Source organism: Paenibacillus vandeheii (assembly GCF_030433635.1).
GTDB classification, from domain to species: Bacteria; Bacillota; Bacilli; order Paenibacillales; family Paenibacillaceae; genus Paenibacillus; species Paenibacillus vandeheii.
Window position 1 is genome coordinate 306539 of record NZ_JAROCD010000009.1, and the last position, 24136, is coordinate 330674.

Annotated in this window: 18 protein-coding genes and 1 other annotated feature; of the genes, 16 read left to right on the top strand and 2 right to left on the bottom strand. The window is 45.2% G+C overall.

The window, feature by feature from the left end; genetic code table 11:
• The first annotated feature begins 9 nt into the window (after positions 1-9).
• The 6 genes from P5G61_RS19730 to P5G61_RS19755 all read left to right on the top strand — a co-directional run bounded on the left by P5G61_RS19730 (position 10) and on the right by P5G61_RS19755 (position 5548).
• On the top strand, positions 10-996 hold the full coding sequence (locus tag P5G61_RS19730) for a glycosyltransferase family 2 protein (protein WP_301248084.1): 987 nt from the start codon (positions 10-12) through the stop codon (positions 994-996).
• The gene (locus P5G61_RS19735) at positions 989-1426 is read left to right on the top strand and encodes a GtrA family protein (RefSeq protein WP_301248085.1); all 438 of its coding nucleotides are present in this window, start codon (positions 989-991) and stop codon (positions 1424-1426) included. Before P5G61_RS19730 ends, P5G61_RS19735 begins: the two co-directional genes overlap by 8 nt.
• A gap of 1 nt (position 1427) precedes the next feature.
• A complete protein-coding gene (gene galU / locus P5G61_RS19740; protein ID WP_024628750.1) occupies positions 1428-2300 on the top strand; it encodes a UTP--glucose-1-phosphate uridylyltransferase GalU in 873 nt (290 codons plus the stop codon).
• 119 nt (positions 2301-2419) lie between these two features.
• Positions 2420-3265, top strand: coding sequence for a class I SAM-dependent methyltransferase (locus tag P5G61_RS19745; protein WP_301248086.1), 846 nt, complete (start codon positions 2420-2422; stop codon positions 3263-3265).
• 192 nt (positions 3266-3457) lie between these two features.
• Positions 3458-3735: a binding site (T-box leader), on the top strand.
• 117 nt (positions 3736-3852) lie between these two features.
• Entirely contained in the window at positions 3853-4938 is a 1086-nt protein-coding gene (gene asd / locus P5G61_RS19750; RefSeq protein WP_079344309.1) for an aspartate-semialdehyde dehydrogenase, read from the top strand.
• 349 nt (positions 4939-5287) lie between these two features.
• Complete coding sequence (locus tag P5G61_RS19755) at positions 5288-5548, top strand: hypothetical protein (RefSeq protein ID WP_301248087.1); 261 nt, start codon at positions 5288-5290, stop codon at positions 5546-5548.
• Between the two features lie 85 nt (positions 5549-5633).
• Here P5G61_RS19755 and P5G61_RS19760 read toward each other — a convergent pair whose 3' ends face one another.
• The gene (locus tag P5G61_RS19760; protein WP_024628754.1) at positions 5634-6602 is read right to left on the bottom strand and encodes a bile acid:sodium symporter family protein; all 969 of its coding nucleotides are present in this window, start codon (positions 6600-6602) and stop codon (positions 5634-5636) included.
• Between the two features lie 141 nt (positions 6603-6743).
• On the opposite strand from P5G61_RS19760, the gene P5G61_RS19765 reads away from it, so the two are divergent.
• The 5 genes from P5G61_RS19765 (at position 6744) to P5G61_RS19785 (ending at position 14993) form a co-directional block, all read left to right on the top strand.
• A complete protein-coding gene (locus P5G61_RS19765) occupies positions 6744-7214 on the top strand; it encodes a DUF6376 family protein (RefSeq protein WP_301248088.1) in 471 nt (156 codons plus the stop codon).
• Positions 7215-7569: 355 nt separating this feature from the next.
• Positions 7570-8325 carry an SDR family NAD(P)-dependent oxidoreductase gene (locus tag P5G61_RS19770; protein WP_301248089.1) on the top strand — a complete coding sequence of 252 codons (756 nt, stop codon included), beginning with the start codon at positions 7570-7572 and terminating at the stop codon, positions 8323-8325.
• A 468-nt stretch (positions 8326-8793) separates the two neighbouring features.
• Positions 8794-9591: a sulfite exporter TauE/SafE family protein gene (locus P5G61_RS19775; RefSeq protein ID WP_301248090.1), complete on the top strand. Its 798-nt coding sequence runs from the start codon at positions 8794-8796 to the stop codon at positions 9589-9591.
• A 189-nt stretch (positions 9592-9780) separates the two neighbouring features.
• The gene (locus P5G61_RS19780; protein WP_301248091.1) at positions 9781-12165 is read left to right on the top strand and encodes a polyprenyl synthetase family protein; all 2385 of its coding nucleotides are present in this window, start codon (positions 9781-9783) and stop codon (positions 12163-12165) included.
• A gap of 194 nt (positions 12166-12359) precedes the next feature.
• The gene (locus P5G61_RS19785) at positions 12360-14993 is read left to right on the top strand and encodes a PAS domain S-box protein (RefSeq protein WP_301248092.1); all 2634 of its coding nucleotides are present in this window, start codon (positions 12360-12362) and stop codon (positions 14991-14993) included.
• Positions 14994-15132: 139 nt separating this feature from the next.
• Here the strand turns inward: P5G61_RS19785 and P5G61_RS19790 are convergent, their stop codons facing one another.
• Positions 15133-16899 carry an ABC transporter substrate-binding protein gene (locus P5G61_RS19790; protein WP_301248093.1) on the bottom strand — a complete coding sequence of 589 codons (1767 nt, stop codon included), beginning with the start codon at positions 16897-16899 and terminating at the stop codon, positions 15133-15135.
• Positions 16900-17046: 147 nt separating this feature from the next.
• Here P5G61_RS19790 and P5G61_RS19795 point away from each other — a divergent pair, with 147 nt between their 5' ends.
• From P5G61_RS19795 to P5G61_RS19815, 5 genes are all read left to right on the top strand, one after another.
• Positions 17047-18285 (top strand): MDR family MFS transporter, encoded by a 1239-nt coding sequence (locus tag P5G61_RS19795; protein WP_301248094.1) that lies wholly within the window; start codon positions 17047-17049, stop codon positions 18283-18285.
• 120 nt (positions 18286-18405) lie between these two features.
• The gene (locus P5G61_RS19800; RefSeq protein WP_301248095.1) at positions 18406-19224 is read left to right on the top strand and encodes a copper amine oxidase N-terminal domain-containing protein; all 819 of its coding nucleotides are present in this window, start codon (positions 18406-18408) and stop codon (positions 19222-19224) included.
• 454 nt (positions 19225-19678) lie between these two features.
• Positions 19679-20410, top strand: coding sequence for a Stf0 family sulfotransferase (locus tag P5G61_RS19805; RefSeq protein ID WP_301248096.1), 732 nt, complete (start codon positions 19679-19681; stop codon positions 20408-20410).
• A gap of 135 nt (positions 20411-20545) precedes the next feature.
• Positions 20546-22291, top strand: a complete 1746-nt coding sequence (locus P5G61_RS19810) for an ABC transporter ATP-binding protein (protein ID WP_301248097.1) — start codon at positions 20546-20548, stop codon at positions 22289-22291.
• Positions 22288-24057, top strand: a complete 1770-nt coding sequence (locus P5G61_RS19815; protein ID WP_301248098.1) for an ABC transporter ATP-binding protein — start codon at positions 22288-22290, stop codon at positions 24055-24057. The genes P5G61_RS19810 and P5G61_RS19815 overlap by 4 nt, the downstream gene beginning before the upstream one ends.
• The last annotated feature ends 79 nt before the right edge of the window (positions 24058-24136 follow it).

A 24136-nucleotide genomic window follows, 5' to 3' on the forward strand; every position in this document is an offset into this window, starting at 1 on the left:
GGAACGAACATGGCTCAAAAGTATCGATACAGCATTATCATTCCAATGTATAACGAAGAAGCGGTGATTGAGGAGACCTATCGGCGTCTGAAAAAAGTCATGGGCAGTACGGGAGAGAGTTACGAGCTGTTGTTTGTCAATGACGGCAGTGTGGACCAAAGTGCACAGATGATCCGTGACTACGCCCGCTGGGATGAAAGTGTGAAGCTGATTGATTTTGCACGCAACTTTGGTCACCAGATCGCGATTACGGCAGGTATGGATTATGCAGCAGGCGACGCAGTCGTCATAATTGATGCGGATCTTCAGGACCCTCCCGAGCTGATATTGGACATGATCGACAAGTGGAAAGAGGGCTACGAGGTTGTCTATGCCCGTCGGACCAGCAGAAGCGGGGAGACCCGCTTCAAGAAATGGTCGGCAAGCCTGTTCTACCGCGTACTGCGAGCGTCGACGGATACGGATATTCCAGTGGATACCGGGGATTTTCGTCTGATGGATCGCAAGGTATGTGATGAGATGAAGCGTCTTCCGGAGAAAAATCGATTTGTCCGCGGATTGGTCAGTTGGGTGGGATTTCGTCAGACAGCCATTGAGTATGAACGGGATGAACGTTTGGCAGGGGAAACCAAATACCCGTTGAAACGCATGTTAAAGCTGAGTCTGGACGGCATTACATCATTCTCACACAAGCCGCTCAAGCTTGCGGGATACGTGGGTGCTGTCCTGTCCATCGGCGGCTTCATCTATATGCTAAGTGTCATCGCTTCTGCGATATTTACAGATTCAACGATCAAAGGATGGCCTTCAATGGTCAGCATCATGCTGATCTTTAACGGCTTCATTCTGATCATGCTGGGCATTCTTGGCGAGTATGTCGGCCGAATCTACGATGAAACCAAGGCGCGCCCGCTATACATTGTGAGAGATGTGTATCAGGTGGAAAGTCAGTCGGGTCAGACACGGTTAACGGGCAGAGTTGCTCACCATGACTAATCGTCTGGTCACGTTGTTTAAGTTCGGAATTGTGGGCGTCCTGAATACGGCAGTGGATGCAATGGTGTTTACGTTGCTTGCTGCCGCAGGCACACCTGCTCTGATTGCCCAGGTGATTTCCTACAGCTGCGGGGTCTTGAACAGTTACTGGTGGAACGGCAGGTGGACTTTCCAGGATGCAGGAAGACAGGACAAAAAAAACGAAATCATGCGTTTTGTAATTACCAATCTCTTGGTTCTGGCGTTATCCTCCCTGATTCTGTACTTCTGCAATAGCACATTAGGCTGGAGCGTTGTAATGAGTAAAATACTGGCTACCCTCACGGGCATGGTTATAAACTATATTGCCAGTCGGTATTGGGTGTTCCGGGCAGATCCTGCTCAAAGGTCTGATTCGTCATCTGATGCTAATGAAAGGAGTGTTTCATGATATGAGAATTAAAAAAGCAGTCATTCCGGCAGCGGGGCTTGGTACCCGATTCTTGCCGGCAACCAAGGCACAACCCAAAGAAATGCTGCCCATTGTGGACAAACCGGCCATTCAATATATTGTGGAAGAAGCGGTACAATCCGGCATTGAAAATATTATCATCGTAACCGGACGTAATAAGAAATCGATCGAGGATCATTTTGACAAATCAGTTGAGTTGGAGCACTCCCTGTATGCCAAAGGTAAGCAAGCACTGCTGGAAGAAGTTCAAGCGATCAGTGAAATGGCCAGCATTCATTTTATCCGTCAAAAAGAGCCGCTTGGATTGGGTCATGCGATTGGATGTGCACGTCAGTTTGTAGGAGACGATCCGTTCGCCGTATTGCTTGGAGATGATATTATGGTATCTGATCCACCGGCGCTCGCACAGATGATTCATTTATATGAAAAAACAGGCAGTCAGATTGTTGGCGTGCGGCAAGTGCAGGCTGCTGATGTGAGTAAATATGGGATTATTGATTCACAGGGGGCAGAGGATCGGGTTCACCGGATCACCAATCTGGTAGAAAAACCCTCCATCGCAGAAGCGCCTTCCCGAACAGCCGTAATGGGGCGTTACATTCTGAAACCTTCCATCTTTCCCATTCTGGATCGAATCGAGAGAGGGGCTGGAGGGGAATATCAGCTAACGGATGCCTTGAAAGAAGTGAGCCAGGTGGAAGAGCTGCTGGCGCTTGAGCTGGAGGGGCGCCGCTACGATATTGGTGATCAGTTCGGATATATTCAGGCCATTTTGGAGATCGGACTCATGCGTAAGGAATTGCAGCCCATGCTGACTCCGTATCTTCAGCAGCTTGCAACACAGTGGGGATGATAAGACGTGACCGTTGTTAAAGATTAAGGCAAGTTTAACAATTTCCAGTATTGTACAATGGTTCCTGTAACGCTACAATGAGCAGGAAGTTCAAGCTGCTCTTTAAGGAGTGTGGAATCATGAGTGAGACGATCATCAGAGATCTGATTAAGTATATGGACGTGGAGGACAACGCTGCTATTCAATACATTCAGACTGAGCACCGGATGCAACTGGGTCTCTTTTGGGGAATCCAGGAAGGCTGCCGCGTTCTGGAAATCGGTTGTGGTCAGGGAGATACAACGGCCGTGCTAGCGCATCTGGTGGGGGAGCACGGATACGTTCATGGGGTAGACATTGCACCAGAGAGTTATGGTGCACCGCTAACTGTGGGTGAAGCGGCAGCCAATCTGCGGAAATCTCCGCTAGGCAACCGAATTCGAATGGATTATGATTTTGACATTCTAAGTGAACAGGCTCAATTTGCCGAGAATGAGTTTGATGTAATTGTACTTTCTCATTGTTCGTGGTACTTGAAATCTTTTGACGAGCTCGCCCAGATTCTTAGCAAGGTAAGGTCGTGGGGACATCAGTTATGTTTCGCCGAATGGGATGCACGCGTTACAGATGTGAGCCAGCTCTCGCATTGGTTATCCGTTCTGATTCAGTCCCAGGTCGAATGCTACAAGGAAAACAGCTTCTCCAATGTGCGCACGCTCTTTACACCGGAGGATATCCGAGAGCTTGTCTCTTCGGCAGGCTGGACGATTAAGGAAGAGGTTTCGATCCATTCTCCCGAACTGCAGGACGGTCAATGGGAAACTGAAATGACATTGGCAGAAGCGCCTATAGAGCTGAAAATGCTTCCGATCCCTGATAAGGTAAGAACACTCCTGCTTTCCGAATTGAAATTACTTAGGTCACATCATGCCGCGGGGCCTGGAAGTCCATTGGGAACGTATGCGATTGTTGCCAAAAAGCAGTAAAGAAATAGCCATTTGCAGCAATTTATAAAATAAACGTCTATCGACGAACTTTCACAGAAGACAGACCGCGTTTAGCTGAAGTTTTTCTTGCGATAATTGAATTGTTCAGCTCCGCTGAAAACGTATAAATTCCATTATCCAAAAAAAATGTGTTTACTTCACGATGGTAACTTTGATATTATAATCGCAATATCAAATGCGATGAAGAGATGAGTAGATAAAAAGCATTCTTTCACAGAGAGCTCCGGCAGCTGAAAAGGAGTAAAGAAATTTTTGTTGAATAAAGACTCAGAGCAGCACATCGGAACTTTAAGAATTGAGGGATGGTGTGACAGGAGCTCCTGTTACAGAGCAAGAGTATAAGCGGATGCGCATGAATGAATGCAGTAATCCTTAACTCGAAGAGGCTGGTATGGCGACATATTGGCGAATCTGGGTGGTACCACGAGTGTAACAATCTCGTCCCTGAGACTTTTGTCTTGGGGATGGGATTTTTTGGTTTTTCCGGGATGTTGGCTACACGCTTTGGAAATGCCTGAATAGTGTTTACTAAGGAGAAACTCACACCGAAAGGAAATGATGATTTTATGTCAGCAAAATTGAAAGTCGGTATCGTCGGAGGAACGGGGATGGTAGGTCAACGCTTTGTAGATCTGCTTAATGGACACCCATGGTTTGAAGTAACTGCAATCTCAGCTAGTGCCAACTCGGCAGGCAAAACCTATGAAGAATCCGTACAAGGCAGATGGAAGCTCGCTGTTCCGATTCCGGAAGCAGTGAAAAACATCGTTGTGCAGGATGCTTCCCAAGTGGAAGCTTTTGCGAGCCAGGTTGATTTTATATTCTGTGCTGTAGATATGAAAAAGAACGAAATTCAAGCGCTCGAAGAGGCTTATGCCAAAACGGGAACTCCGGTTGTTTCCAACAACTCGGCTCACCGCTGGACGGCTGATGTGCCAATGGTCATTCCTGAAATTAACCCGGGACATCTGGACGTAATTGAAGCTCAACGCAAACGTCTCGGAACCAAAACCGGATTCATCGCGGTTAAACCGAACTGCTCGATTCAAAGCTATGTGCCTGCACTTCACGCCTTGCGTGAGTTCAATCCAACTCAAGTGGTAGCTTCCACATACCAAGCGATCTCTGGAGCAGGTAAAAACTTTACGGACTGGCCGGAAATGCTGGATAACGTAATTCCATACATCGGTGGCGAGGAAGAGAAGAGTGAACAGGAGCCGCTGCGTATCTGGGGAAGCATTCAAAATAATGAGATTGTAAAAGCGTCCTCACCATTAATTACAACACAATGTATTCGTGTTCCTGTAACAGATGGTCACCTGGCGACCGTATTTGTATCCTTTGAGAAAAAACCATCCAAAGAAGAAGTTCTGGATCGTTGGCTGCAATTCAAAGGTCGTCCGCAAGAGCTGGGTCTGCCAAGCGCTCCGAAACAGTTCATTACGTATTTTGAAGAAGAGAACAGACCACAAACGAAACTGGACCGTGACATCGAGCGCGGTATGGGCGTATCAACAGGCAGACTGCGCGAAGACTCCCTGTATGATTACAAGTTTGTAGGACTGTCTCATAACACGTTGCGCGGAGCAGCAGGCGGTGCAGTTCTGATCGCTGAATTGCTCAAAGCTGAAGGATATATTCAGCCGAAATAAACTGACATTGTGGAAATAGGAATAGAAGTAATAAAATATGACTGACAGGCTACCCCTTTTAGTAGACGAGAGTAAAGAGACATCTGTGAAGATGAATTTTATTTTTGTTGAACAGAGGGGTATCTTTGTGCCTATACAAGCCGCTTTGCTTTGGTATTTGGATAACAGCTCGGAGATTCGAGATAAGTTAAAAAAAATATATGTCAAAAAACTAATATGGTAAATATTACATTGTAAATTCATGAGTTTTCCGGTATTTTTATTAACGGAAAACTTTTCTTCTTAAATTAGAAGTAGATTGTCTTAGCAGGTAGCAATTGAAATGGAGAAGAAAGGAGGAAGAAATATTATGTCAGAAGTTGCTAGTCAAAGAGTACATAAGCCAGGACCACCACCAGTAAGTTTCGGTAGTTGGATGCTTACAATTTTCCTTATGATGATTCCGCTTGTAAACATAATTATGTTGTTTGTTTGGGCATTTGGAGATTCCAACCCTTCGAAAGCCAATTATGCCAAAGCATCGTTGCTGTGGGCAGCGATCGGAATTGTTGTGTATGTTCTTGTGTTCGTACTTATCATAGGAGCTGGAATTTCGCTCTCAGATTACTAGCTTTATGAATGTATAGCTTTTTATTAGTTTGAACCAAAAAAGCGCCGACAATATTGTCGGCGTTTTTTTATTTGTTTATTTTGTACTAGGCTGCAGAGGTCTTATCAGCATTGTGAAGAGTCTGCGAGCGGCGGCCAAGCAGGTATCCAGCGAGGGAGGCCAGCATCTGCTGAAATACCATGCCGAGTACAACCGGGACGGCAACCGGCGGAGGGAAATAGGATACGGCAAGCACCGCTCCCGCACTAATATTGCGCATGCCTCCGTTGAACACAAGCGCGACCTGATCGGCTTCATTCCAACCGAGCAATCGGGCAATGAAGTAACTCAGTGCATAACCAAACGACGCGAGGAAAATGATGATGGCTGCGAGACCCGCCAATCGCCAATTAAAGTCAGCCAAATAGGGAGCAACAACAGAGCCATTGATTGCGACAACCGCTGCCATGAACAATTTGGAGAACGGATTCAGCCTTGGTCCCCAGACCGGGACAATTCCACCCTTGGTCCACTCATTCAGCAGCATACCGAGCAAGGAGGGGACAACGATCATCCAGAACAGACTGCTCATCATTGCTGCCATATCGAGGGTGACACTGGTTCCGATCAGGAGAGACAATATCCCGGGTACAACAAAAGGTGCAAGCATCGTATCAATCAGGATAATCGAAAGCGTCAGAGCGATATTGCCCCGATAGATACTGACCCAGATAAAGCTGCTTACACCAGTCGGAATAACTGCGGCGAGAACAAGGCCCGTTATCGTGTAGGCATCCGTTGGAAATACCAGGTGACCCATGCCCAGAGCAATCAAAGGCATCGCCAAATGCAAAATAAACAGGCAAACAAACAGTGGAAAAGGCTTCTTCAGCACGTTCACAAAATCCCGTATCCCGAGGCTGATGCTTCCGGCAAACGTCATGAAAGCAAAAAGCCATGGTGACAAAAAGGTATAAGAAGAAAGAAGACTCCCGCAAAGAACGCCAATAATAATGCTGATTGGGGTAATCAGTGGCATGATGCGGTTCAAGCGTACATTTAAGGCCTGAAGCATATTCATGACATCCCTTTACCGTGTGATTCCTTTATTATACATGTTAATAAAGCTGAATGCAGACCCATTTGCAATGAAGTACACCGAACAGTTATGATGGATTTTGGAGGAGTACTCCAATTTTGAGTAGGGGGGATGATTGTGATTAAATGGAAAAGAAAGCAAGCTTGGATGATGACAGGCCTCATTGCGTCAAGTATTCTAGTGATCTCGGCCTGTTCCGTTGTGGAACAAGCGAATCAAAGTTTGAATTATGTTAGTGGGGCTACTGATTATATAGAGCAAGTATCAAACGCTGGTACAGAATTGCAACAACTCGCTTCAGGAGCAGTGAACAATCCGGAAGTGACCACTCAGGTTCAGGAGAAAATCGATCAGATTCAGGCGGAAGCAAGTGAATTCTCTCAGCTCACAGCACCAGCAATAGGTGAAAGCATTCATGAGAATCTGGTTGGTTATAATAATCAATTAACTGAAGTTGTGGGTGAATTCGAGAATACGATTGCACAGCACGGTTTTACAGCCGAAAACTGGGAGAAGACAGGAATTTCAGAACTGATCTCCAATATCAATGGTTTAAAAGATCCGTTAAGCGGGCTGGGGAATAATTGAAAAACTGAAGCAGCAGTTACAGGTGTAGTCATAGTCATTTGTAAGCGATAGCTGCATCATCCTAATAAATTGCATCATCTAAATAAATAAGGACGTTATACCGAAGTGTTTTTACCTCTCGGGAATATCGTCCTTTTTCGTGTTTTTTTATATCTAAGGTGTAAAGTAGCAAGACTAGGTAATACATTTACAGGATGGATATGAATTTTCTGCACATATTAATGTGAAGTCCCTCCCTTGTTTGACAACGGTGTGACATCGGCGTATGATGAATTTATATAAATAAAATATAGTTACTTACTTTAGTTCTGTTGACTGCACCAAAATAATGTTCTTATCAAAGGAGACCTGCGTTATGTCTGAACAAGATGGAAAAGTAATCATTATTACGGGCGGAGCGAGTGGGATTGGTAAAGAAACAGCTCTTCAACTTTCAGCACAGGGCGCGACGATTGTTGTGGCGGATTATAATGAAGAGGGTGCGAAGAAGCTTGCTGCCGAGATTGAAGCAGCTGGTGGCACAGCCGGGGCATACAAAGTGGACGTGTCCAAAGGGGACGAGATCAAGGCCCTAATCGACTGGACGGTAGAGAAATACGGAACATTGAACGGCATTTTCAACAATGCAGGCATTGGACTTGTGAAGCCATTTCTGGAGATGGACCCGGAATCCTATCACAGAGTAATTGATGTTGACCAACACAGTGTGTATTACGGCATGTATTATGGTGCGAAGAAAATGGTTGAACTGAATGTACAAGGGACCATTGTAAATACAGCATCGATCTATGGTAGCATTGCTGCTGTGGGAAGCTTTAACTACAATGCAGCCAAGGCAGCTGTCGTGATGATGTCCAAATCCGGTGCCCTGGAACTGGCTGAGCATGGCATTCGTGTGGTCGGTGTTGCACCAGGATTCATTGAGACCCCGATTTTGGGTGATGACAGAGCGATGAAGGATGCACTTGCCACCCAACATATGCGCGGAGAGCTCATTCAGCCGGAAAAAGTTGCGAGTGTTGTTGCCTTCCTGTTCAGTGATGCTGCCAGTGCAGTGAATGGTACAACGATTGCGGTAGATGATGGATTCCTCAGCTTCAAAACAAAATAAGATGTGCGGTATAAAGGCAGTCCGTATCCGAAAAATATAAGAAAAAACGGTGCAGAAACGAATAAATCGTTCTGCACCGTTTTTTATATCCCATATAAGACGAATGTATATTATGAAAATAATTCTATATAGTCATCCCGGTAGTTCAGAGATCATGATACAATAAGCAGGCATGTGCTTTTATCATTTTGTGGTGTCATAGACAATACGCACACCGAGAGAGCCATAGCTCTCTTCTTTGTAGTGACATTGGGAGCATATTTTTGTAGCGCATAACGCATCACTGTGAACTTGTAATTTTTCGTTGCATAGCGGGCATTTATTTTCAAAAAGAGTCTTGAACACGTTAAACATGCTTAATCACTCATTTCGGATTAATTTACTTGGTTTTTATTATAGCCGAATATTTTATCCGCGTATACTGTTTTTTTGCATCATTTTTACACCGCAAGAAAGGAAGAAAAACCGATGGATACTCTGCTTTTTATCATCATGTTTATACTGGGTCTGGTCGGTTCCTTCTTCTCCGGTTTGTTGGGTATTGGTGGAGCCATAATTAATTTCCCGTTGTTATTGTACGTACCTTCTCTTATGGGGCTGGAGCCGTTCTCGGCACACGAGGTATCGTCAATCAGCATGTTTCAGGTGTTTTTTGCCTCACTTGCTGGTGTGATCGCCTACATCAGGAGAACAGGGAGTGGAAAAAAGAGCGACGCTCTCATTCATAAAGGTCTGGTGGCTTATATGGGCTCCAGTATTCTTGTTGGGAGTCTGATTGGCGGATTCATATCCGGTCATCTGAATGGAGAAGTTATTAATCTGATCTATGGCATTCTGGCCATTATCGCGATTGTGCTCATGCTAATTCCTGGTAAGGGAACAGAGGACTCGGGTGGACCATTGGTGTTTAACACGTATGTTGCGGCAGGATCGGCTCTTGCTGTTGGGATCGTCTCGGGAATTGTCGGTGCAGGCGGAGCTTTTATATTAATTCCAATCATGCTTACTGTACTTAAGATCCCTACCCGGACGACCATAGCTTCTTCGTTGGCGATTGTGTTCATCTCTGCGATCGGTGGAGTGCTGGGCAAGGTTCTGGGTGGAGACATCCCGCTGGAGCCCATCATTTATACGGTAATCGGGAGTCTGCTTGGCGCTTCAATCGGTTCCAAAGTCAGTTCGATGATTGATGTGAGACTGCTTCGGTATGGACTGATGATTCTTATCGCCATTACAGCAGTGAAGGTGTGGTCTTCCATTTTGTAAAACGACATAGGATTAAAGCGTCCATGACGATTTCGTAACCAAACGGATGGAATGCCGTATAAAGGTTATGAACATGAGCTGGCGAATTTGTTGCAGCATGAATTCACATCAGTTTTCGTCCATGGAGCACCCTCAAACTCCTTTCATGGATACATGTTTAACATTATTAGAAGTTGAGGTATCCATCCTATGAATAACGTACTTACAGAACAGGCTGATGCAGGATATCGGCTGGCCGAACAGAAGGCAGCTCAATATTTTAATTCTCTTCATGAACAACTTTTGGATAACACCTATACTACTGCGCTTACGCAAGATATTTACTTGTGGAAAAAAAAGCATGTTCAACCATTTTCCTGGTTATCTTTTTTATTACCGAGTCAAAAGAAGCCGGATTCCCGGGATGCTCATAGATATATCCATTGGCTGAATGTTACAGGCAAACTGGATGATTACCTGGATCGAAGTATTTCTTACATTTATATGCGAGATCTGGGCAAAGCACTGGATTCCCCTGATACCCAAGAGCGTATTCAGCGCGTGGCTCAGGATACTAAAGCATACTTTATGCGTTCAAATACAATTTATCGCAAGGAAAGCCCGGATTATATCAGTCTGGCCGCCTTGTATCGCTGGGCTCAGAAGGAGAACGTGGAAACAGCCGTCATCTGGGTAATCAGCAAATTAAAGCATGTCGCTTCCAATATTCCCAAAGAACTGGACGCTGAACAGGCACAGCGCAAGCTGCTTAAGATTATCCTGGGAGTGGTTCTGCATGTGAACGATGATATGCATGACGAGACTCCCCGGGAAGAACGTTCCGAGAGGCTGGACGCTGCAATTCGGCTTGGTTATTCTTACGGTCTGACCTATCCGTTTATTGATGACCTGCTAGATTCGCAGGCGTTAACTGAACAAGAGAAGGAGCAGTATTCTCTCTTGATTCGAAATGCGCTTCTCACCGGGATCGTGCCGGATATCGGCGAATGGAAGGGAGCCAACCTCAAAGTCATTCAATATGTTCATGCCGAGCTGAGGGAGGCGTTCGAGTATATTAAAAACTACCAGCGCGCTGAAACACAGCATACGTTCTTCGAGCAATCCTATGTATTCTTTCAGTCCCAGGAAGTAGACCGGGCCAAGAAACTGTCGAACGCAAATTATTCCAATGAAGAACTTTATATCCCGATTATTATTAAATCCTCATCCTCCAGACTTATTGTTCGCTCCGTGCTCAGTGCATCGGCTGATGAAGGTTTTGATTTGCGGACGTTCTACTATGGCATATATAATCAGCTTGCAGACGATTTTGCTGATATGTTTGCTGATATGGAGGAGGAGGCAGTAACCCCATATACCTACTATCTGAAGTACCGTGATCTGCGACCCGATCTGATTAATCCATACGAACTTTACTGGGCGGTTATCTCTTATCTGATTCATGAGGTGTACCATTCGGATGCGAAGACACGTGAGGTCATATTGGATCGTGCTATTAATGGTCTTAAGCGTTGTAAAGAACGGTTGGGTCAAGATCAATATAACGAAGTGATGAAGATCTTTGCCTCAGGACAACCGGAATTTAATCACCTAATTCAGCAAATGGTGCGAAAAGCCGATGATGTGGATTTCCTGGATAAATTGCTGCGGGATCAGGTCATCATGCAATTGCAGAATGACAAGCAGGAAAAACAGGATTTTCTGGATACGATTCGCACAGTTCGTGAACAGATCAATATTGAATTGCAGATTTCCAAGCCGAGCGGACTTCCAGAGATGAAAAAGACACTGATTGATGCAGCAAATTACAGTCTGCAGGGAGATGGCAAGCGGCTAAGGCCGATCCTGACCTGGGTGATGGGAGTGCGTGAATATGGACTACATGAAGCGTCTATCCTCCCTCTTCTTAGATCACTGGAATACATGCATACCGCTTCACTGATCTTTGATGATCTGCCGACACAGGATAATGCTTCGACCCGGAGAGGCCGCTCTACTTTACATCAGGTGCACAACAGCGCAACAGCTGAATTGACAGGGTTGTTTCTCATCCAAAAAGCCATTGGCGAGCAATCCTCCCTCAAACAGTTTGACGCCGCTACGGTGCTTACCCTGATTCAATATTCGGCTCAAAAAGCAGAAGATATGTGTATGGGACAGGCGATGGATCTGAACGCCAAAGGAAAAGCGCTGACACTGGAACAATTGAACATGATCTGTTTCTACAAAACAGGCATTGCTTTCGAGGCTGCACTTGTGATGCCAGCCATTCTGGCTCAGGTGAAGGAAGTGGAGATTGCATCTCTGAAGAAGTTTGCCTATCATGCGGGTATTGCCTTTCAAATTAAGGATGACCTGTTGGATTTGGAAGGAGATCACCGGGTACTCGGTAAGCCGGCAGGTCAGGATGTGCGCAACAACAGCTCCACCTTTGTATCTATTTTGGGTGAAGATGGCGCGAAGAAAGAGATGTGGGAGCACTACTGTCTGGCAACCGATGCACTGAACGAAATGCCAAAACCGATTTCTTTTCTGAGGCATCTGTTGGATTACATTATTGGCCGGGAGCGGTGAGATCTTTCCTGATCCATCCTGCACTCAGCATGGATTATATAAGTTAAAACATAGATGCCTGGATTCCTTACGGATTGAATCCAGGTCTTGTTTTGCGTTCCCGACACAAACAATTAGAAAATGAGATGTTTCAATAATGAAAAAACCGGGTACTAAGCAAATATTGCGTTTATACAACAAAAGGAGAGCTTAAGATGCAGGTTCAAAAGGTCGATCATCACGAATTGTTTGAGCAGATTTATAATCAAGCACCTATTGGGATTGCACTTGTTGCTCCAACAGGACAGTGGATGAAAGTGAATCCTGCTTTATGCAGAATGCTGGGTTATACTGCTCAAGAGTTAATCCTACTTGATTACCAGGAGATCACCCATCCCGATGATGTTGCACAGGATCTGATATACGTGCGTGAACTCTGTAAAGGTGAATTGAAAGAGTACAGATACGAAAAGCGTTATATTCAGAAAAATGGAGAAATTATATGGATATCATTGCATATATCTTTGGCTCGGAACGAGGTTAGCGGTGAAGCGCTGTATTTTATTTGCCATGTTGTAGATATTACGGATCATAAAACAACCGAACAAAAGCTGCTTCAAACGGAAGAAATGTTCAAACTTATTTCCGATAATGCACAGGAAATCATCTATATCGCCACCTTTGATGGTGTTTGTCGCTATTGTTCTCCTTCCATTTATAATTTGCTTGGGTATTCGCCAGAAGAAGTGATTGGCAATAACAATACAGCAGTTTTCCATCCTCAGGATCTAGGAGGTACCTCGCAGATCGATTTGAGCACAGGTCATATGTTGAATTTGCAGGCTCGCCATAAAGATGGGCATTGTGTTTGGTTTGAAACCACATATAAGATAATTGGGGACCCTGGGCAGGAGCAACAAATTCTTGCCATTGGTCGGGATATATCGGAGAGAAAGAAACATGAGGAAATTAGCGCAGAAGCAGAACGGATCGCCATGATCGGCAGTTGGGAGTGGAACATGATTAATGACCATGTTTCCATGTCCAACCAGATATTTGAGATTTTTGAAATAGATCATAAGAAACGGTATAAAGCCAGCGATATCTTTGCCCTCATGGAGCCGACAGAGGAGCAGCGGTTGAAGGCATGTATCGAATCGGTGAAAACGGGCAAACCGCTTGATTTTGAATATCGGCATCTGGGTTCAGATGGTAAAGAAAAGTATCTTCATCTGCGAGGGTTAATTACCTTTGATGAGAATCAACAACCAGTACAGTTGAACGGTACTCTGCAGGATATTACGGAGCGTAAGCTTGTCGAATTCAAACTACAGGAATCGGTGGAACGTTATACATCACTCAAAAAATATAATCATGATGCCATCATTTCTTTTGACATGAACGGCAATATCATAAATGCCAACCCGGTAGCAATGAAGATGACTGGGTGCCCGGTTGCGGAAATGATCGGAACAAGCATATGCAGGTTTATCGGAATGTATCATCTCGGACTTATTCTCAATAGCCAGTATGAGATGGCTGAGAAAGAAATCAATGCCATTCAGCACTTAGATGGTTCTGAGACAGAAGTATTAGCAACGCTTGCGCCCATCATTATTAATGAAAAAAACGTGGGCTTCTATCTGATTGCGAAGGATATTACGGAACAGAAGAAGCTTCTTGTAGCCAAAGAGACTGCCGAACGAATGAATAAGGCAAAAAGTGAATTTTTGGCAATGATGAGCCATGAGATCCGTACCCCCATGAATGGAGTGATTGGGATGACGGATTTGCTTCTGGATACGCCTGGACTTAGCGGAGAGCAAAAGGAATACATCGAAATCATCCAAAAGAGTGGGGATTCACTGCTTGCGATTATCAATGATATTCTCGACTTCTCCAAAATAGAGTCGGGTAAAACCGATCTGGTGGATGAACCCTTCGATCTTAAGGAAATTGTGACGGAGACGGTTAATATCGTAACGCCAATGATTCGGGAGAAGCAGTTGCATCTTCATCTAAGCCTCGATGACGCCATTCCTCTTCCCGTGTATGGGGATGCTTACCGTCTAAAACAAGTCCTAACCAACATCATCGGCAATGCCGTGAAGTTCACCCCGGAAGGCAGTGTTGAAATCGAGGTGAAGGTTATCGGACAAGAATATAATGACGTTCAATTTCAGTTTAAAGTGAAGGATACAGGGATTGGAATTCCAGTCGAGAAAAGAGAGCATTTATTCGAGGCCTTCTACCAATTGGAGAATTTCATGACGCGCAAGCCTCAAGGTACTGGACTTGGACTGGCGATCAGCAAGAAGCTTGTAGAGCTTATGCAGGGAGATATCTGGATTGAAGAGTCCGATGATCCGGGGACTACATTTATTTTTACAGCTTCGTTTAAAGTCAGCAACATGGAGGAGTTCAACAGATATGATCTAGAACAGCAAAAGATTAAAACAGATCAATTGCGAATTCTGATCGCGGAGGACAATGAGGTGAACCAGCTTGTTCTGCGCCGGATGATTGAAAAAAAAGGGCATTTTGTGGATTATGTGGTGAACGGGATAGAGGCAGTGGAGGCGGTCAAACGAAGTGTATACGATATTATTTTTATGGATGTGCACATGCCTCGTCTGAACGGATTTGAAGCAACCAAAGTGATTAAGGAATTACTTCCAGAGTCATGCCCTTATATTGTTGCAGTTACTGCGAACGCAGTTAGAGGGGATATGGACAAATGTCTGAAGGCTGGAATGGATGCGTATGTAAGCAAACCAATTAAAAGTGAATCCATTATGCAAGTGATGGAGGAGTACTACAAGACAAAGAAACAAACCGGTCGTTTATGATATTGCAAACAGTCCTACAGTGGTATACAAATGAATTCAACATTCCGTAGGACTGACTCTTGATCGGCAAATGAGCCGCTAACTTATCGATGGATAAGGGAGCGGCTTTTTGGGCATGTTCCATTCCTGGAATGCTAAATTACTGATTTTTGATCCATAGTTTGGAGATATCCATGAAGCCAAATTCAGCGGTATGAAGGCCAAAGAGACTCTGATTAAGCAAAGCCTTTTTGTTCATGTGGCAGCCGTACAAGATCCAGCAGTTATCGCGCAGTAAATCCTCAGCTTCATTAAGCAGTGTCGACCTTTGATCTTCATTCTGCTGAAGGAACGTCTCTATTTTCCGATAAAAAATGGACTGTATAGCGGGTGATAAACAAATATGAAAATAGTTACGCTTGTTTATGAAAAAATTAATCATGCCGAATTGCCAGTCATCTTCCAAAACTTCTTCTGCAATAATGAAGTCAGCTTCGCTCGTTTCCCTTACATTGGGATATTCAACGAAAGGCTGTAACTCAATACATAAGCCGATTGTGGCTCCGCGTTGCTTAAGCCATTCTGCTTCTTTCTGATCTTTAGCCACCGTGTATGCCAGTATGATCTTTTCCCCCTGATATCCGCTGCTGCGCAGCAGCTCACGGGCATCATCAAGAGACGATTCGCGCCAAGCATGCTCAGCGCTTTTCCAGGGAAGAAAGCTGTTTGCCGGTGTAATTCGATTGCTGCCCAATTCTCTTACCAGAGCGACTGGATCGAAAACCATTCGCATGGCTTGCCGAAATTCGAGTTGATGGTGAATACCGGCTTTACGAAAATTAATCAGCATATATCGGCATCCTGTTGCTGGATAATCGATACTGTTAGTCCCTGTATCGTCTGTAGCTAACTTCAGTCGGTCAGTTCCTGGCAACTCATAATGACGTTCATATGGACCCAGATTGGGCACAAACCAAATGTCCACTCGATCCAGATGAGGACGGATTCCATAATAGGCATCGAATGCATTGATTACCAGCACAGTTTCATTTATTTCATGGATGCGAAAGGGTCCGGTACCGATCAATTGTTGGTCTACATCGACATCATAGGGAAGAATCGTCATGGAGACACAACTAAGCAAATGCAGGAAGAAGTGATTAGGCCGACTTAGATAAAAACGAATGCAGTAATCCCCGGCAACTTCCGCACGCTCGATATCCCGGTACAGCCAAATGAATGGACTATTTACAGTATGCAAACGCTCTAATGTAGATTGGACATCCCGGGATGTCATTACCCGGCCATGGTGGAACCGTACCCCTTTACGCAGATAGAACACCCATACCCTTTGATCCTCGTTGTACTCCCACATATGCGCCAGATCTGGTAAGAAGGTTCCTGTTTTGGCATCATAGGTGATCAGCGTGCTGCAAACCTGCCCAAGCAGATAGGTTTCAAAAGCAGTATACACAAAGGCAGGGTCCAGCTCTGCTAATCTTCGTGATCTCACCATACGAAGCACGTCCTGGCCGGAAGAGCTCTCGGCATGACTGTGGAATCCCATCTGCTTATTCAATGAATTCAGCAGCCGCTCCCGTAGAGCATCGTTCTTCTCGGTACTGCCAATCAGCTCGATCGCTTCCTTCATTTTGCCTCTGCCCATCAGTTCCAAAAAGCTCTCCTCGAGCGCCTCATTCACACTACGCAGCAATGTCATCTCAGAATGATGTCCCCGGCCTCGCCCGGGCTGCCAGTGAATAAAGCCTTGTTCCTCTAGCTTGCGCAGAATAAACTTCACGTTGCGTGGGGTGCAGCATAGGGCGGCGGAAAGGCTGTCGATGGTTACGGGAACGGATTCATGAAATTTAAGAGAAAGTTCTTTGGCTGTGGCAAGATGTAGATAATGGGTTGTTGCTGTATCCATATGATGTGCTCCTTCATAAAGGGTGAAATGTACTCTCGTTTTCTTACACTTTTATTTCCCCCTTTGATCCATACAATTATACATAAAGGGATTGGGCAAAGGTAGCCCATCTGAGACAAAAACATCTAGAACAGGAGAACCATACGCATGAAGCAACATTTACGTCAAATCCATCCTTTAGCGTGGACCATTATTGTGGGAACGATGTTTGGACGTCTCGTTACGTCCATGAGCATTCCGTTTCTATCCATTTATCTGACTCAGGTATTGGGAGCTACACCAACACAGACTGGCGTAACCGTCGCAGTCAGTTCTCTGGCAGGGGTTATGGTCAGCTTTTATGGAGGTTATATTTCCGATCGAATCGGTCGCAAAAAAGTAATGATGGTCTCCGTATTTGGCTGGGCCTGTGTTTTCTTCATCTTTTCAGCAGCGGAGCATCTATGGGTATTTTTTGTGGCCAATACATTAAACGGATTATGCCGCGCCGTGTTTGAGCCTACGTCACGTGCACTCTTATCGGATATTACTCCGCCGCAGAATAAACTGCTTGTGTTCAATCTCCGATATGCCGCTATTAATCTGGGAGTTGTGTTCGGACCCATTATCGGTCTTCAGCTGGGATCAGCAGAGTCCACGTTTCCGTTTATGATCTCCGGGTTGGTGTATATCATTTACGGCCTGGTTTTGTTCCTGCAATTTCAATTGCAGCGCGCAACTCTGCCAGAACATGTCCAGGTCACTGCACCCCGTTTACGAGATGCGCTCGCTACCACCGGACGTGACCGTGTATTTTTGCCAGTACTGATCGGAACAACGTTTTGCGTACTCGGGTATGGTCATTTTAGCTCTACCCTGGCTCAGTATGTTGCCCAGAACCCTCTTTTTGAACATGGGAGCCAAGTGTTTTCCTATATGCTTTCACTTAATGCGTTGACGGTGCTTGCAGTCCAATTCCCGATTGTGCGGGTGGCCAGCAAATTCCAGCCGGTGGTGCCCCTCATTCTTGGAAATCTGTTGGTTGCCACAAGTCTGTTGCTGTTTGGCATCGCTGAAGGCGTTATGCTGCTGATGATCAGTGTCATTCTGTTCACGGTTGGGGAAGTGCTCATGTTCACCATGATGGATGTGCTGATTGACCGTATTGCCAAACCCGAATGGAAAGGGACCTACTTCGGCACCATTGGATTCAATAACTTGGGCAGCGTCATGGCACCGATTCTAGGAGGACTCCTATTAACCCAATTTGGGACGGGGAATGGCCTGTTCGTTTTTGTACCGCTGGCACTGACCACTGCACTCGGATTGCCATTTCTGATCGTAGCGCATAGGCGCCTTGTTGTCAGGGAGAGAGAAGAATCTACACCAATAGAAGTGAGTGCATAGCTTAAGCGATGCGAGTTGTAATGCAAATAAGTGTTAGCTGTTTTAACTTTTTTTGGAGAGTGTAACTTTCATTGAGTAATCGGTGTTTTTTAGGTAAACATTTCCTCGTGGGGGTTCCAAATGATAGTTAAAAAGCTCACTTCAACATTGCTTGCGTGTATTATGTTTGCCGCGTTTTCAACGCCGTGTTTAGCTGAGGGTACCACGCTAGAGATTGGGACTGGAGTATTATCCAATAATCGAGTTCTAATTCCTTTGAGGGTAGTGTCCAGCAATTTGGGGGCAGACGTAACGTGGTATAAGGACGGGAAGAGCATTCGAATTAAAAAGGATGAAAAAGAAATTTGGCTTGTAGCTAACTTCAAAAATGCGAGAGTGAATGAACAGATCATCGGAATGGATTCTCCTGTTGAATTAATTGATAGTACAGCATATGTTCCCTTGCGATTTGTCAGCCAAACGTTAGGGGCCAAGCTAGAGTGGAACCCACAAACTAAACAAGCAACCATCCACCTGAATAATCAAAACATGATAGTAAGTATGAAAGAGGAGACGATCCAAATACCCGATACTGGGAAAATAACCCAGGGGCGGTTAAATGTTTTATCAGAGAAATTGAATGAAATTTCAGGCTTGTCTCAGATTAAGCAGGTCAGTGCGTATTTCAAGCCTTATTTTACAGAAGATTTAATCCAATTTATTCTCAAGAGGCAGGATCTAGTCAGTGATTGGATGGTATATGATGCTCCAGAGACCTCCGTTCATTATACAAGCAGTACAACAGCGACGTTATCCCAATCGTTCGTAATCGGAAATACATTAACGGGAGATTCTCATTATGTAAATGATCGAAATATTGAACTTGTTTACAGTAATGGTGTATGGAAAGTGAATCAGTTAATGTTTAATCTCAGAGAAATTCCCTATCTGGGGTTATGATCGTTGAAATTGCAGCATATGATGGTCAATGGCATGAAGGAAATAACAATTGAGTTAATATTATCTTGACGGATTACGGTGCAGCGAATACAATAAACAACAAATATGTGTGACGGGTGGTTAAGATGAACATGTTCCAGACAGGGCGCATTCTGAATCGATAACTGAATACGCATGAGCATAGTGACTTAACCAATGGATTTGTATATTGGCGTCTAGACAGTCATGTTTGTGCACCCCTGTCGTGGACGATCATCATTATTGCGTGCAGAGGAGAAATCCAGAAACGCTTCTTATTTCATATGGTTCTCTTATTGTTACAAGCTGTAGATGAACATTAGTTCATCTATGGCTTTTTTGCATGCATTCCACTCAATTTGTTGCACATGGAAGGGAGATTTTGTAGTGCTTTATGAATGAAACTACCTCTAAGGGGAGAAAGAGAGGCAACAATATGAAACGACCTACTCAAAGTTATACCATTTGGTTCTCCCAAAGAACGGGCAGTACTCTGCTGGGTGAAGCCTTAAGTTCTACGGGTGTCGCAGGTTATCCGAGGGAATGGCTTCATTATCAGCATAAGAGCCCGGACACATTAAAGCGTGAAGATCTGGAGCAGATCTGGGATCAGGGGACAACGTCGAACGGCGTTTTCGGAATCAAGATCAATTTTGAACAACGATGGATTGACGCATTCCGCAGACTCTATAGTCTTCCAACAGAGTTATCACGGGCTGAGGTATGGAGTACGGGCTTTCCTCATTGCAACAAGCATATTTACATGACGCGTCGCAACAAAGTCAGATTAGCTGTGTCATGGTGGAGAGCCATTGTCTCGGGCGAGTGGCACCGCAAGCACGGAGACAGTCCTCAGTTGCAAGACATTGCAGATCAATATAATTTTAATGCGATTAAGCATCTGCTTGTGGAGAGTAACATGTGCGAAGCAGCAATTGAAGATTTCCTGTCCGAGTCAGGTATTGTGCCGCTGACAATTGTTTATGAGGATTTTATAGAAGATTACGAAGGAACCGTCATGAAAGTGCTAGCGTTTTTGAATGTTCAATCTGACGAAGTTACCGTATCACCCCCATTCTTTGACCCGATTGCAGACGAGATTTCTGAACAATGGGTACAGAGATTTCGGGAAGAATGCCAAAGGGATTGGGAGAATGTAAAATGGTGAACACAATTGGTAAGATTCATCCACGGGTTGGAAATGTTGCATTTAATGTTATTATGCATGATTCATCTTAGTGAGGATCAAAATGCATTAAATCTTAAAATGAAACAGAAATGTTATATAAAGGGGTGATGGGCTATGCCCAAAACAGAGAAACGCTCCATGTCCTGGCTGCTGCAATATCTAAAACCCGTTAAAGGGCGATTGGCCTTGCTTATGGTGATGCTGCTAACGTCAACGGGGCTGCAGCTCCTGAATCCACAGATTATTAAACGATTCATTGATGCAGCCGCAAGTGGGGGAGTCCTTGCTAACCTGATTCAGCTTGCCGGATTATTTCTGGTTGTTGCCGTAGTGAATCAATTGATTACGGTAGCCGTCAGTTATCTGGGTAATGATGTTGCCTGGCGGGCAACGAACCGTTTACGGGGAGATCTCCTGAAGCATTGTCTGCGTTTGGATATGCGCTTCCATAACGTGAAGACACCAGGAGAGATGATTGAACGGGTGGATGGTGATGTGACGAGTATTTCCAACTTCTTTGCCATGTTTATTGTGCAGGTGATTGGAAGCTTTGTATTGCTTGCCGGAATCCTCGGATTTATGTTCAGCGTAAATGTACCCATTGCGATTGTCATGACGGTATTTACATTGTTATCGATTCTGTTTATGGTGTTCATTCGGAATTTGGGAGTGAACTCTTCCAAAAATGAGCGGGAAGCGAGTGCGTCCTTGTTCGGACTGATTGAAGAGCGTATCGCGGGAATCGAAGATGTTCAAGCCAATGGGCATGTCCCGTATGTGATGAATCGCTTTTATCGCACGATGCGCGTTGTGTTTCAAAAGGGCAGAAAAGCCTGGCTGCTTCGGGTTATTCCATGGAATACGACGGTTATTCTGTTCGCCCTGGCTGTTACGGCAGTACTATTGCTCGGTGTTCATTACTACATGAAAGGAATCATCAGCATCGGAACCCTGTTTCTGATATATCAATACACACAGATGCTTAATGATCCAATTGAGATGCTGGGCGATCAGGTGCAGGAGTTTCAGAAGGCAAAATCCGGTATGCTTCGTTCGAGAGAACTGTTGTCTTTGCGCAGTGAGATTGAAGACGGAAGCGAGGATCAGCTGCCAGAAGGGCCGCTTGGTCTGGAATTCAAGCAGGTGAACTTCAGTTATAACAAGGATAAACCTGTATTGCAGAATATTAACTTTGCCATTAAACCTGGCGAACGGCTGGGGATCATCGGTCGTACAGGTAGCGGCAAATCAAGTCTCAGTCGTCTTCTTCTGCGCCTGTATAATCTGGATAGCGGTACGATTCATGTTGGCGGGAAAGATATCTCAGAGCTTACGTTGCCTGCACTCTACCGCAGGGTGGGTATGGTAACACAGGATGTACAGCTGTTCGACGGTACGCTGCGAGACAATCTAACGTTGTTCAACCAGGACGTCTCGGATCAAATTATTAAGGAGACAACGGATCGACTGGGATTAACTCAATGGATCGAATCACAGCCCGCAGGGTTGGATACACATCTAAAGGCAGGTGGTTCTTCATTGTCCGCAGGGGAAGCTCAATTATTTGCCCTGACACGTGTATTTCTGACCGAACCAAGTCTTGTCATTCTCGATGAACCTTCCTCACGACTGGATGCCGCAACAGAGAGCATGCTTCAGTCTGCTATCGACCAGCTGATGAAGCAATGTACCGGAATTATCATTGCACATCGTCTGGCTACGTTGGAGAAGGTGGATCAAATTATGGTACTGGGTGATGGAAAGGTACTGGAATTCGGAGCCAGAGAAGAACTCGCCAGCGATCCGGCGTCACATTATGCGAGATTGCTGCTTACGGGGCGAGAGGAGGAATTGGCATGACTGTAACCGGATTTATAGGCCGTTTGTTTCGATTCAGGCCGTTTCTATTTTTGATCAACGGATTGTCATGGTGCATATTTCATTCTTTGCCGCTGTTAATAGGAATCGGGATGCAGTGGTTCTTTGATCGGGCAACAGCGGGTTCCAGTGATTATATGTGGTTGGCGGCTCCGCTGATCTTCATTGCTTTGATTAGAGCGGTAAGAGTAGGAACGTTTTTTGCCGCATTCTATGCATGGATAACGTATATCTACCATATTCAGGCGATTCTACGTACCAATATGCTTGCCGGTATTATGCGCTGGCCAGGACGTAATCTGCCAGCTTCACCGGGTGAGGCGATGAGTCGCTTTCGGGATGATGTGGATGAGGTGGTTGAGTACGTAGAATCCTGGGTGGACTTTTGGGGAAGGCTCGTGTTTGCCATCGTATCTATCATCATCATGGCAAACATCAACTGGAAAATCACTCTCGTTGCGGTATTGCCGCTGGTCGTTGTAACGTTACTGAATAACTTGTCTGGTAATCGTGCTCGTCGATATGCTCAAGCCAATCGGGAATCGACAGGACGAATCACCAGTTTCATTGCCGAGACCTTTGGAGCTGTGCAGGCGCTGAAACTTGGGCAGGCAGAAGAGCATGTCTCTACTCGTTTCAACAAACTGAATGAAGAACGTCGTCAGGCTGCACTCCGGGATAATCTGTTCAAACAGTGGATGCGATCCCTTAATCAGCATGTGCTCAGTATCTGTACAGGGCTCATTCTCCTGATGTGTGCGGCCGAGATGAAGTCCGGAAATTTCACCGTAGGTAATTTTGCCTTGTTCACCAGTTATCTTGCCAATATTGGCTTTAGCATTTCATTGTTTGGATATATGGTGTTTCAGCATAAACGGCTCAAAGTATCGTTTGACCGGATGCGAACTTTGTTTCGTCCGGGTGAGGAAGACCAGATCATGGATTTCAGAGAGACTTATCTGAATGAAGATCCGCCTGAGCTTCCTACTGAACAGAGAGATCCCAATGAGAAGCTAAGAGAGCTGGAGATCAGTAATCTGACGTACCAATATCCTCATTCTGCAAATGGAATACAGGATATCAGCTTCCGTGTGAAGCGGGGACAATTTCTGGTCATCACTGGACGGGTTGGGTCTGGAAAATCGACTCTGGTACGCACACTCCTGGGACTGCTGCCCAAACAGGAAGGCACGATTCGTTGGAATGGAGAAGATGTTGATCCCGCTACTTTCCTGATGCCGCCCAGAGCAGCATATACGCCGCAAGTGCCCCGACTGTTCAGTGATACGTTGAAAGAAAATATAGTTCAGGGCAAACAGGGGCGTACGGAAAAGGCGCTTGCAAAAGCTATCCGCTTGGCTGTTATGGATAAGGATATCCAAAACTTGGATCAAGGACTTGAAACGTCTGTAGGTCCAAGAGGTGTCATGCTGTCGGGTGGTCAGATTCAACGCGCGGCAACCGGTCGCATGCTGATGACGGAAGCGGACCTGTTCATCTTCGATGATCTGTCCAGTGCGCTGGATGTGGAAACAGAGCAACAGGTCTGGGAAGGATTGTTTCAGGAGCCGGATGTCACATGTATTGCAGTGTCTCATCGCAGAGCAGCACTTGCCAAGGCAGATCATATCATCGTCATGAAGGATGGACGAATTGAGGCCGAGGGAAGCTTGACCGATTTGCTTGCTACCAATGAAGAGATGCAGCTCCTTTGGCAAGGTGAGCAGACGCCGGTTAAAGTGGGATAGGTATGAGTTATACCGCTAAATTACAAAAGAAAAAAGCCGTACAGACAACTCTTTGTGGAAGAGTTAAATCTGTACGGCT